Raw genomic sequence first — 11,626 nt, 5'->3', positions numbered from 1 at the left:
GTGGCGCGCCTAGCTACGTTCAGGGCAAGGAGTTCTGCGCGGTGCGAAGCCATTCTTCCAACTCGCCAGTGGTCTCCCACAGCGCATAAACGGAAGACGTCTCGGGCCGCATCGCACTATTGATGCGGCGGCGCAGCCAAGCCTTTGACTGCGGCGTGTACAGGGGCGCGAGATCCTCGCGCTCGATGCCTTCCGGCAGTGCATCAGCCTTTAATTTCAACAAGGCGCCGAGTGCAATCATAGTTTCTGCGTCATCCGAGTCGATAGGCTCTGTGGAACATGATTGCTGAAAGCTTTTGAGATCGAAGGAACCATCCCGCAAGCTTGCGAGTAGTTCTCGCGCCGCGTGATTATCAAAAGGCCCAGTATCCCACGTTCCCACGGCGGGTAGCTTAAGCTGCCCAGGTTAACAAGACTTCGAAATGGCGTAAACTTTAGCTACCCAATGGTTAAACCTTCGGTGACTCCGCTTCAATGCGGTCCAGGACCTCAGTCGTTCGCACACGTAGCTGGTCAAGCGTGCCGTTATTATCAATGACGTGCGTGGCCGCGGCAAGCCGCACCTCATCCGGTACCTGTGCCGCAATGCGACGGCGCGCATCTTCCTCTTCTATCCCTCGAAAAGCCACCAGCCGACGAACGCGCTCTTCAGGATCCACATCGACCACAATGACGTAGTCCATGTCTTTGTCCAGGCCATTATCCACCAACAGCGGCATATCATAAACGGCGAAGTCACAGCCATCTCCACGCGCCGTCGCAAATTGCCGCTGTGTCTCCTCTTGGATGCGTGGATGGGTAATAGAGTTCAGCAACTCAGTGTGCTCTTTGTCCGCAAAGGCCCGGCGTGCCAATTCCTTGCGGTTAAGGCTGCCATCCGACAGCAGGATTTCCTCTCCGAAAGCTGCGGCCAACTCGGATAAAGCAGGCTTCCCAGGCTTCACAACGTCGCGTGCAATGCCATCGGCGTCGACCACTCGCCACCCGCGTTCACGGCACAAGGATGCAACTGTTGACTTACCGCTGCCAATGCCACCTGTAAGGCCAATGAGTTTCATGGTCGCCACCCTACGCGAAAAGGAGCCCCACCATACGCGATGGTGGGGCTCTTCATTGCAATTCAGGAGAAAGCGTCTCTTTTACTCTGCGTCCTCCGCCTTTGGAGAAAGGTGCAGCAACACATCGCTCGAGGAAACCTGGCCAGGCTCGCCGGTGACAGTTCCAAACTTGGTGGCGTTAGTAACTACCACAGGGGTAATCAGGTTATAGCCTTTGGAGCGGATAAATTCCGGGTCAAAGGAAAACAATTTATCGCCTGCGGAAACGCGTTGCTTCTTTTCCACATGGACTTCAAAACCTTCGCCTCCCAGCTCCACGGTGTCGAGACCTACGTGAATGAGTAGCTGTACGCCGTTGTCCAAGCTCAGTCCTACCGCATGGCCAGACTTTTGAACGGTGAGCACCTTGCCGTCGGCAGGCGCAAAGACCGCATTGCCCGCCGGCTGGACCGCCATACCCGGGCCCAGCTTTGCCGCGGCGAAAATGGGATCCGGAACTTCCGATAGAGCGACCGCCTCGCCCTCGAGGGGAGATTCCAGCGCAATAGCATCTTTCCCAGCCTGCTTAGTGGCCACGCCGGCAGCAGCAGCGCCTGCGGAGCTGGCGGGAACGGCGCCGCCCTCGATCGCGGAGTCTGTACCATTGCCCTTAAGGAACTTCATCTCTGCGCGAGCAGCTGCATCGTCAACAGTCTCGCCTTGTTCGCGCGCAATGCGCTCCAAGTCAGCTTGCTTTTCTTCTGCCGTGCGGTAGCCGAAGAACAAGGTGAGCAAGAAAGAAGTAAGGAATGCAGTCGTAATACCAAGGACATAGCCCAAATGCGGGGTCATGGCACTGGTGGTCAACGCCGAGGTAAAGACGAAGGCTTCTGCACGGACGTCGAAAAGACCGATGATTGCGCCACCCAAGGCACAACCTGGCAGCAACCGATAGTAGCTGCGGCGGAAGCGCAACAAGATGCCGTACAGGGAAGGTTCCGACACGCCACCTAGGATGCCCGCTGCAAACGCACCGATGGAAACCTGGCGCATAGCATTGTTCTTCTCCTTGAAGGAGATGACCATGACCGCGCCGACGACGCCGAAACAGGCGAAGTTCCATGCGCCCATCGGTCCTTGAATGAAGTCGTAGCCGTAGGTGGCGATGTTCTGGATCATGATGACGTTCAGCGGCCAGTGCAAGCCCATGGGAACGAGGAACGGGTAAAGCAGCGGAACAACTATAGCCAAGATGAATGGAGAGAAATCATTGATTTGATAAAGGACCCAGGAAATGCCGTTGCCCACGCCAATGCCGAACGGGCCAAGGAGGAAGGCCGTTGCCGGAATCATAATTAGCAGGGAGAAAAATGGTACGAAAACCATTTGTACCGCACTTGGGATAATCTTCTTCAGTCCCTTTTCCACCCAGTACAGGCCGATTGCAGCCAGAATCGGGGGAAATACCTGGGAGCCATAGGAGTTAATAACCAACGGCAGGCCAAAGACATTAGCGGTATCTCCTGCTTCGCCCAGGGACAAAAACTCCGGGGTAAGAAGTGCCGCTGGGATAGCGGCGGAGACCCACATGTTCGCACCCAGCTTCTGAGCCGCGGTCGCACCCACCATTACCGGGAGGAAGTAAAAGACCGACTGGAACATGGCGTGAGCCAAACGGAAGCCTTCCGGCTGCTCATCCAGCGGCGCACGGAAGTCCTGAATACCAAAGGTGTCCGCCAAGATCAGCAGCATGATGATGAGCGAGGCGCCCAACAGTGCCCAGAGAACTGGGCGGAAGGTATCAGAAAGAAACTCGAAGCAGTAATCTACCCAGTCGTACTTGCCACGAACGCCGTCGTACTCCTTCTTGGAGGACGCCGTTTTCTCACCGGAAGCGTGTACACCGGGCTGCTTGATGATTTCGTTGTAGTAGTCAGCAACGCCGCCACCCATGACTACTTGGTAGCCGTGGGCGCCTTGTGGCACGGTGCCTAGCACCGCTGGGTCGCTGTCGAGCTTTCCTTTATCAACTTTCCCCGCATCAGCAAGTTGGAAACGCAAGCGCGTCGCACAGTGCGTCAGCGACGTAATATTGTCAGCGCCGCCGATACTTTCAACGATGTGGGCGGAAGTGTCCTTGGTAGATGCCACTTCTTACTCCTCAGTTCAAATACCACTTATAACCAGTGCAGCACTGGCTATAACGTCATAGTTGAGTATAAGAGGATTCCCACATGAACAAAAGCCCGTTTTGTGGGCTTGCCAGGAGATTTTTGCCTCCCCCTTCTTAACTGCGCTGGTCAGCCACTTAAAAACCTCAAATGGCTCAGCAAACGTTTGCAGGGCCTGTCTCAAAGATCACAAAAGCCGCGCCCACCCCGTCTATATGACGAAGTGAACGCGGCCTTGAAGCTTAGCTCTAAACTCAGCAGGGAACTAAGCGGAAGCTTTAGTTGCCAGCGAGCTTGTCGCGCAGTGCGGCGAGCTGCTCGTCGGAAGCCAGGGAGCCGCCAACCTCTGCCTGAGTCTCGGATGCCGGAGCTGCATCAGAGGAATCAGAGGAGTAGTTGGAGGACTCTGCAGACTCAGCAGCCTCAGCGGCTGCGGCGCGGTTGCGCTCGATCTGAGCAGTGTGCAGGTTGAAGCGACGCTCGGACTCTGCGTAACGTGCCTCCCAAGCCTGACGCTGCTCGTCGAAGCCTTCCTTCCACTCGTTGGTCTCAGGGTCGAAGCCCTCAGGGAAGACATAGTTGCCCTGCTCATCATAGGAGTCAGCCATGCCGTACTTGGACGGATCGAACTCTTCGGTGTAGTCCTCGTCTGCCTGCTTAACAGACAGGGAGATACGACGACGCTCGAGATCGATGTCGATGACCTTGACCATGACTTCCTGGCCAACGGTGACAACCTGGTCCGGAACCTCAACGTGGCGCTGAGCCAGCTCGGAAATGTGAACCAGACCCTCGATGCCCTCCTCGACGCGAACAAAGGCGCCGAATGGAACGAGCTTGGTGACCTTGCCCGGAACGATCTGGCCCACAGCGTGGGTGCGGGCGAATACGCGCCACGGATCTTCCTGGGTAGCCTTCAGGGACAGGGAAACGCGCTCACGATCCAGATCAACGTCGAGAACCTCAACGGTTACCTCGTCACCAACGGTGACAACCTCAGATGGGTGATCGATGTGCTTCCAGGACAGCTCGGAAACGTGAACCAGGCCGTCGACTCCGCCGAGATCGACGAAGGCACCGAAGTTGACGATGGAAGAAACAACGCCCTTGCGGACCTGACCCTTCTGCAGCTGGTGCAGGAACTCGGAACGAACCTCGGACTGGGTCTGCTCCAGGTATGCACGGCGGGACAGGACAACGTTGTTGCGCTGCTTGTCCAGCTCGATGATCTTTGCTTCCAGCTCCTGGCCGATGTACGGCTCCAGGTCGCGGACGCGACGCATCTCAACCAGAGATGCAGGCAGGAAGCCACGCAGGCCGATGTCCAGAATGAGGCCGCCCTTGACAACCTCGATAACGGTACCGGTGACAGGCTCTTCCTTGGCCTGCAGCTCCTCGATGGCGCCCCAAGCGCGCTCGTACTGCGCACGCTTCTTGGACAGGATCAAGCGACCTTCCTTGTCCTCCTTGGTGAGAACAAGTGCGTCAACCTCATCGCCGACCTCGACAACCTCATCTGGGTTGACGTCGTGCTTGATGGACAGCTCGCGAGAAGGGATAACGCCTTCGGTCTTGTATCCAATGTCCAGCAGTACCTCGTCGTGGTCAACCTTGACGACGGTACCCTCGACAATGTCACCATCGTTGAAGTACTTGATGGTGGCATCTACAGCTGCGAGGAAGTCCTCTGCGGTTCCGATATCGTTGATCGCAACCTGCGGGGTGTTAGAAGATGGCATATTAAGAAATGCTCCGAATAAATGTAGGAAATCGAAATTGGACAACTGCGCGTCTCTCGAAAAAAGCTTGCTAAGCTGCCCAAAGCAGCAAAAGAAAAGTATTCGATCCCGCCTCGTGATTGCTTAAAGCCTTCCTACAACGGCTTAGAACAACCCGTGGCATAGACACGCCCGTTCAACCCTACATCTGTCCAGCTTAAAGGGCAAATACAAGACGCAACTTTTTCTCCAAGGAGTTCTTCCCCCACTGTGATTTCCCCATCACAAGCAAATCAGGCCTACTGGGATGGCGACGCCGCTACCTACCATGCCGAGCACCCCGACTACCTTTCTTCCTTCTATTGGTGCCCAGAGATGCTCCATGAGGACCAAGTGCACTTGCTTGGCGACGTCTCGGATTCTTCCGTCCTGGAAATTGGCTGCGGGTCCGCACCGTGCACCGAGTGGCTCCAAACGCGTTCCCGCTTTGCCACTGGCTTCGATATCTCTCGCGGCATGCTCAACCACGCTGCTGGTGCACTTCCTTTGACGCAAGCCGATGCGCTGTCGCTCCCCTATGCCACAGAATCCTTCGACGCTGCTTTCTCTGCGTTCGGCGCTTTTCCCTTCCTCGCTAATCTCGACTTAGCTCTACAGGAGGTCTCCCGGGTCCTTAAACCAGGCGGTAGTTTTGTCCTCTCAGTCACCCATCCCATGCGCTGGATCTTCCCCGATGATCCTGCCGATTTAACGGCTGATATTAGTTACTTCGACCGCGCCTATCTGGAGCAAGACCGCGATGGCAACCTCACGTATGCTGAGTTCCATCGCACCATCGCCGACTGGTTCCAGGCCTTGCAGGGCAAAGGCCCGTTCCTTATCGAGGACATCATTGAACCCGAGTGGCCGCAAGACCTTAGGATCACCTGGGGCCAATGGTCTCCGGAGCGCGGCGAAATCTTTCCCGGCACGATTATTTTCGTCTGCCGCAATTCCCGCTAACCTATGAGCATGGTTTTGGACCGGATTGGCTTATTGATACGACGTGGCATTGCCTGGTGGATTGACAGTTTCCTAGCCGCTGCCATCGTCATGGTGGTGCGGTGGGTAGTGAATGCGGCAGCCGACCATCCGCTTACTGGAGAGACCTTAGAACTCTATAATGCCATTGCCGCCGCCGTGGTCTTTTACGTCTATCGAGTATGGATGGAAGCTACGAAATCCACCTCGCTAGGTAAGTGGTCCCTCCAGCTAGAAATCATTGCCACCCACCCAGGATTCTTCACCGCTTGCCTGCGAAATTCCTGGCTATTGCTCACAATGCTGACGCTGACAGGCTGGCCCGGAGTAATGCCGCTACTTTTAGCAGTTCTCAGCATAAGCATGCTCGCTTTTGGTCAAACCCCTTTCGACATGCTCGCCAATTGCCTAGTGGAGCGCCGGCCTCAGATAGACACGCCTTCTTTTCGTGGCCAGAGGTAATAAGCAAGTGCGAAAATAACCAACGCAGCAAACATCCACCCGGACGGAAAGAGAAACGCAAGCGCCGTGGATACGACCATCACCCCAACGGCCGTCAATCGCCTGACCTTAGGGTTTGGCGCCACGCGCGCCATGATCATGGCCATCAAAAAGTAACACCCGGCTAAAACCGGGTACGAAATTGCAGAAACCTTATATTCTTCAAGGAATTGGGCTAGCCCGAGTTCATTAATATCGGCTGCAGGAAGATTCACTTGAATTGCCCACAGGCTTTCAAAAGAGCGGAGATTCCATTTATTTATTTTCTCTTCCGGAGTCACTGTGCGCTTTTCCTTTCTGTCTGAATGTCTATCGGTGTTCTAAGAACCGTATATCCATAACTTTTCTACAATGAACAGGCTATCTAAAAAACTTAACGCGCATTCCGCCAAAGTTTCTGAACCTTCCGCTCTGCGTAGCCGGGTATACCCAGATCCTCGATAGCTTGTTTATTCCACGTCCCACGAACTTGGCCGTCCACCACAACAGCGCGGCGAAATACACCACGGTTTCCAGGGGCAAGTATCTCGTGAACTTCTGAAGTCATTGCAAATGACCGATCTCGGTATCCCAGGATGTACTCGTCGAAAGCTCCCAATAAGAGCACCGAACGCTTTCTTCGCGCCTCGGCCATATCCATTACAACTTTCGAGACAAAGTCCTGGGACTCTTCTCCACACCGCTCGATGTCCGGCGGAAGGCTGTCAGCTGCTGGCCTAATTAGTCTTTGCGGTAGCTTTGTCCACCACGCAAAGTCCCGCAGCGTCGCTGGGCCGTGAGTGCGGAAATATCGGACCATTAGGTCAGCGGTAGCTGCGACCTGGTCTCCATTGAAGGCTTCGTCTAATCCCGGCAACTCAACCGGTGTGATGAGTTGTTCGACTCCGGAGTAGACGGCGTGTCCGCTTTCCATTGCTACACGCACAACATGCCAGAAGGGCACCTCGGGCAACGCTGCGGCAGCCCGCTCCTTAAGCTCGACACGGGAAAGCGGACGATCAATGAGCTTGTCTACCTTTGCCACTAACTCTGCGTCGCCCTTGCGCCGTTTAGCACAGAGTTCAGTTATCCAGCCTATGTCCTTGATAGAGGCCGTAAAAAGCGTATGGCGCATGGGATACCCACGCACAATATTTCCGGCATCTGAGTGGTCTTGTGCCCGCAAGGCCAGCGATCGGCGCACAGAGTGCAGGTCCTGGCCTTGCATAACGCCGAAAGCCCGGATCACTTCCTCCGCACTCTCCCACCGCTGAACGCTTAGGCCTTGCGAGGCGAGCCTAAGGCGCGCCTTTTCCCGGCGAGAGAAAGAAGCCGCGCTAGTGGGCTGCGGCATCCCAATCCTTGCCTGCACCAGCCGAGACCTCCAACGGGACGTTGAGCTCGATGGCGGAGTCCATTTCTCGTTCGAGAATTTCACGGACCTGGTCAGCCTCGCCATGGGCGACCTCGACTACCAATTCATCGTGGACCTGTAGCAGCACGCGGGACTTCATGCCCTGCAATGCGCGGTCCACGCGAATCATTGCCACCTTGATAATGTCTGCCGCGGTACCTTGAATCGGTGCATTTAATGCGGCTCGCTCTGCGTTCTCGCGCGCTAGGCGGTTATCGGAGTTGAGCTCTGGCAAGTAGCGGCGGCGGCCGAAGAGGGTGGCTGTATACCCATCCTTACGTGCCTGGACCACAACTTCATCGAGGTATTTCTTTACCCCGCCAAAACGCTCGAAGTAGCTTTCCATGATGGACTTCGCTTCCCCAGCCGGGATGCCCAATTGCTGGGATAGGCCGAATGCGGACAGGCCATAGACCAAACCATAAGACATGGCCTTAACGCGGCGGCGCAGCTCCGGCGTGACTTGGTCGACGGGGACGTCGAAGACTCGGGAGCCGACGTAGTTATGCAGGTCTTCGCCGTCCTTATAGGCCTCGATAAGCCCGGGATCTGCCGAGAGGTGCGCCATCACACGCATCTCAATCTGCGAATAGTCCGCGGTCATGAGTTCTTCGTAGCCCTCGCCTACGACAAACGCGGAGCGAATCTGTCGCCCAGCCTCGGTCCGCACCGGAATATTCTGCAGATTTGGCTCCGTCGAGGACAAGCGGCCAGTCGACGTCACCGTCTGATTAAACGTGGTGTGGATTCGTCCATCCGGCTGCACGGTCTTGATTAGACCTTCGAGGGTGGTTTTCATCTTTTGGTACTCACGGTGAGCCAAAAGGTGGTCTAAGAACGGGTGGGGATTCTTAACCGCGAGTTGTTCAATCTCCTTGGCCGCGGTGGAAAAGCCGGTCTTTGTCTTCTTGGTCTTGGGCAGATCAAAAGTCTCAAAGAGTACGGTTTGTAGCTGCTTGGGTGAGTTGAGGTTGAGCTTATCGTCACCGGCAAGCTCGCGGGCGGCACGTTCTTGTTCGGCGACCTGCTCTACGAAGGCATCCTTTTGTGTTTCGAGAATGTCTACGTCAACAGCAATGCCGGTAGCTTCCATGCGCGCCAAGATGGTCACAAGTGGCAGCTCCAAGTCGGTATAAAGTTCGAAAGAATCAATCTCCTGCAGCTCCGCGGTCAACCTTTCCGCCAATTCCATAATGGCTGCGGCTTGATCTACCAAGGTGGAATCATCCAGCAAGGAAAGCTGCTCCGTGGCGGCGCCGAGGGTCTTTTGGAGGTGGCGCTGGTAGACGTCGGCAAGCGCGTAAGTGCGCTGACCAGGGCGCAGCAAGTAGGCGGCAATGGCCGTGTCATGGGCAATACCCGCCAGCTCAATGCCGCGGCCGGCGAGCATATGGAACGCGGCCTTGGCCTCGTGGAAATACTTCGGCGCATCGGAGGCCAACCACTGCGCTAGGGCCTTATCGTCCTCGACAGAAAGGTCGCCCAGCTCCACTTGCAGGCCGTGGCGTTCCTGGTCTACGAAGGCAATCGCCGATGCATCACCCTGTCCAGGGTTTCCCTCGCCTTGGACATAGACCGCAACATGCTCTCGACCAGGCAGCCACTGGGACAATGGCTCATCATCGATGACTGTCTCTAGCTCTTGGACCTCCTCGGTCTGCTCCGCTGCCTCAGCGCCGTCATTGGGAATGGCGGCCAGGACGCGATCGCGCAGGTTGGTGCCAAACTCGAGGTCATCGAATTTAGCAGCAACGTCCGCAACCTTCGCCTCCTTGAAAGCCAGATCGTCAGGGCCAACCTCTAGGTCCATATCCGTGATCATTTGGGTGAGCTTGCGATTCATCTGCACCTGATCGATGCGCTCGCGGAAGTTATTGCCCACCACGCCCTTGATTTCTTCGGCGTGCTCAACCAGTGATGCCAAGTCTCCGTATTTAACAATCCACTTAGTCGCCGTCTTCTCGCCCACCTTGGGAATGCCCGGCAAATTATCGGACGGATCACCGCGCAATGCAGCAAAATCTGGGTACTGCGCAGGTGTGAGACCATACTTCTCTTCCACCGCGGCGGGCGTAAAACGGTGGAGAGTGGATACGCCCTTCATGGGATAGAGCACCGTCGTGGAATCGTTTACCAATTGCAGGTAATCGCGGTCACCGGTGACGATGAGGGTCTCATAAGCCTGCGCCTCGGTCGCCAGCGTGGCGAGGATGTCGTCGGCCTCGAAGTTCTCGCGGGAGAGGGTGGTAATCCCCAGCACCTCGAGCACCTCGCGGATGATGTCAACTTGGCCCTTAAATTCCTCCGGCGCGGCTTCACGCTGCGCCTTGTAGTCCGGGAACATTTCGGTGCGGAAGGTCTTTCGCCCTACATCGAATGCCACCGCGATGGCATCGGGCTTCTCCTCCGCCACGATATTGGAAAGCATCGATAAAAAGCCATATACGGCATTGGTGTGCTGGCCGCCCGAGGTAGAAAAGTTATCCACCGGCAGGGCGTAGAAGGCACGAAAGGCCATAGAGTGGCCGTCAATGAGCAGAATTCGAGGCTGTTTAGTAGTCACCTGCCCCATCCTAGAGAAGCGAGCCGACATACGAACACCCCGGTGCACATTTATTGGATGACGTGGGCATTCCCCCGCTTCCCCTACCCAATTAGGAATTCCCCTAGTCCCTGCGCTACTATTTTCACAGTCAAAGGCAGCAAGCCTTGGCACTGTGCGCCCCTGTAGCCCAATTGGCAGAGGCAACGGATTCAAAACCCGTCCAGTGTGAGTTCGAGTCTCACCAGGGGCACAGATAGAAAAGACCTCGCATGTACGGTAAATCGGAATGCGGGGTCTTTTTCATGTTCGCCCCTCCTACCGACGTGTAGTTGAACGGGTAGAAGCTTGCCAGGATTTCAAGCTCTGGAAGCATAGATAGGCCGTCAAAAAGCCGCAAATACTAGCCTGTGTGACCCGTATGGCTTCCAAGCTCGCCAGCTCCGCCCTCAACGCGAGATAGCCAAAGCCGCAGGCAGAGGCGATGGAGTACACCCCCATTAACAGAAATCTCTTTCTAGTCGCCTTAGCTAACGTCTTTTTAAGGTGGAAAAAGGATGTAACCCACGAAAGGGCTGCTAGGGAGCGAATCAGTAGAAGTACACCCATTATCCACCGCCTCACGCGTGCATCCTCGATTCCGTCGAATGAACTGCGGTGAATAACGACAAAAGCGTCGACATAATCGTCGAACCGAACTATGCACAGAACTAAGCCAAGTACGGAAAGCATGAGAACGAACGCAACAACCGCCAGGAACATTCCTTCGACCTTATCCCCTAGGTTGTCCCCGGACTTCTGTGTTTGATCACTAGACATTTCCCAAACCTCACATCTCGCCGCCTTGTGCTCGAGGCGCCTTTCAGCCGCCAGCGAAACAATCTAGGACATCGATTCCAAAATTTAAGCACATTTCACGTTACATACCGTAAACTATCATTGACACTCTGACAAGCGACTCCTATTTTGGGCTTTGTAAATTTGGCATACCTTCCACATTGAGGAGATTTCATGAACCGATTGCGAATGGAAAGAATTAAAGCGATAGTTTTCACTGCTTTGACGCTTATTACATTGTTGGCAATGATGGCCGTGCAATCCCCTTCCCTAGCCTGGATACCCGTCGTGTTGGGTGGAGCCTCCGCTTGGTTTTGGTGGAAGGTGGATTATCTCTCCAAGCAGGGCGAAGATTAAAACCAAAACGCGCTTAGGTTCTCTCCCCTTATGGCGAAGAACCTAAGCGC

The 11,626-nt window shown here is 55.5% G+C and carries 10 protein-coding genes and 1 tRNA gene; 4 read left to right on the top strand and 7 right to left on the bottom strand.

Annotation, left to right across the window (positions count from 1 at the left end; translation table 11 throughout):
- Window positions 1-19: 19 nt before the first annotated feature.
- From WMP97_RS05970 to rpsA, 4 genes are all read right to left on the bottom strand, one after another.
- Window positions 20-382, bottom strand: coding sequence for a DUF4259 domain-containing protein (locus tag WMP97_RS05970; protein WP_051138343.1), 363 nt, complete (start codon window positions 380-382; stop codon window positions 20-22).
- Window positions 383-449: 67 nt separating this feature from the next.
- On the bottom strand, window positions 450-1,058 hold the full coding sequence (gene coaE / locus WMP97_RS05965) for a dephospho-CoA kinase (RefSeq protein WP_200287579.1): 609 nt from the start codon (window positions 1,056-1,058) through the stop codon (window positions 450-452).
- A gap of 81 nt (window positions 1,059-1,139) precedes the next feature.
- Entirely contained in the window at window positions 1,140-3,188 is a 2,049-nt protein-coding gene (locus tag WMP97_RS05960) for a glucose PTS transporter subunit IIA (RefSeq protein WP_340440031.1), read from the bottom strand.
- A 298-nt stretch (window positions 3,189-3,486) separates the two neighbouring features.
- Window positions 3,487-4,947, bottom strand: a complete 1,461-nt coding sequence (rpsA, locus tag WMP97_RS05955) for a 30S ribosomal protein S1 (RefSeq protein ID WP_023021654.1) — start codon at window positions 4,945-4,947, stop codon at window positions 3,487-3,489.
- Window positions 4,948-5,196: 249 nt separating this feature from the next.
- On the opposite strand from rpsA, the gene WMP97_RS05950 reads away from it, so the two are divergent.
- Window positions 5,197-5,928, top strand: a complete 732-nt coding sequence (locus WMP97_RS05950; protein ID WP_340440030.1) for a class I SAM-dependent DNA methyltransferase — start codon at window positions 5,197-5,199, stop codon at window positions 5,926-5,928.
- 9 nt (window positions 5,929-5,937) lie between these two features.
- Complete coding sequence (locus WMP97_RS05945; RefSeq protein ID WP_340440029.1) at window positions 5,938-6,408, top strand: RDD family protein; 471 nt, start codon at window positions 5,938-5,940, stop codon at window positions 6,406-6,408.
- Here the strand turns inward: WMP97_RS05945 and WMP97_RS05940 are convergent.
- From WMP97_RS05940 to polA, 3 genes are all read right to left on the bottom strand, one after another.
- Window positions 6,372-6,728 (bottom strand): hypothetical protein, encoded by a 357-nt coding sequence (locus WMP97_RS05940; protein WP_248100361.1) that lies wholly within the window; start codon window positions 6,726-6,728, stop codon window positions 6,372-6,374. The genes WMP97_RS05945 and WMP97_RS05940 overlap by 37 nt on opposite strands.
- Before the next feature lie 92 nt (window positions 6,729-6,820).
- Window positions 6,821-7,780 carry a DNA glycosylase AlkZ-like family protein gene (locus WMP97_RS05935; RefSeq protein WP_340440028.1) on the bottom strand — a complete coding sequence of 320 codons (960 nt, stop codon included), beginning with the start codon at window positions 7,778-7,780 and terminating at the stop codon, window positions 6,821-6,823.
- Window positions 7,764-10,412: a DNA polymerase I gene (gene polA / locus WMP97_RS05930; RefSeq protein WP_340440045.1), complete on the bottom strand. Its 2,649-nt coding sequence runs from the start codon at window positions 10,410-10,412 to the stop codon at window positions 7,764-7,766. Before polA ends, WMP97_RS05935 begins: the two co-directional genes overlap by 17 nt.
- A 149-nt stretch (window positions 10,413-10,561) precedes the next feature.
- Here polA and WMP97_RS05925 point away from each other — a divergent pair.
- Window positions 10,562-10,635: transfer RNA gene (locus WMP97_RS05925), tRNA-Leu, on the top strand.
- Window positions 10,636-11,393: 758 nt separating this feature from the next.
- Entirely contained in the window at window positions 11,394-11,576 is a 183-nt protein-coding gene (locus WMP97_RS05920) for a hypothetical protein (protein WP_239208474.1), read from the top strand.
- The last annotated feature ends 50 nt before the right edge of the window (window positions 11,577-11,626 follow it).

The sequence above is a fragment of the Corynebacterium sp. KPL4072 genome (genome assembly GCF_037908395.1).
GTDB classification, from domain to species: domain Bacteria; phylum Actinomycetota; class Actinomycetes; order Mycobacteriales; family Mycobacteriaceae; genus Corynebacterium; species Corynebacterium kefirresidentii.
This window is presented reverse-complemented; position numbering and strand designations above follow the sequence as displayed.

What these genes read in the sequence shown, in the direction of transcription:
- rpsA (WP_023021654.1), bottom strand. Translation starts at nt 4,947, where the DNA reads ATGCCATCTTCTAACACCCCGCAGGTTGCGATCAACGATATCGGAACC.
- WMP97_RS05945 (WP_340440029.1), top strand. Translation starts at nt 5,938, where the DNA reads ATGGTTTTGGACCGGATTGGCTTATTGATACGACGTGGCATTGCCTGG.
- WMP97_RS05935 (WP_340440028.1), bottom strand. Translation starts at nt 7,780, where the DNA reads ATGCCGCAGCCCACTAGCGCGGCTTCTTTCTCTCGCCGGGAAAAGGCG.
- WMP97_RS05920 (WP_239208474.1), top strand. Translation starts at nt 11,394, where the DNA reads ATGAACCGATTGCGAATGGAAAGAATTAAAGCGATAGTTTTCACTGCT.
- coaE (WP_200287579.1), bottom strand. Translation starts at nt 1,058, where the DNA reads ATGAAACTCATTGGCCTTACAGGTGGCATTGGCAGCGGTAAGTCAACA.
- polA (WP_340440045.1), bottom strand. Translation starts at nt 10,412, where the DNA reads ATGGGGCAGGTGACTACTAAACAGCCTCGAATTCTGCTCATTGACGGC.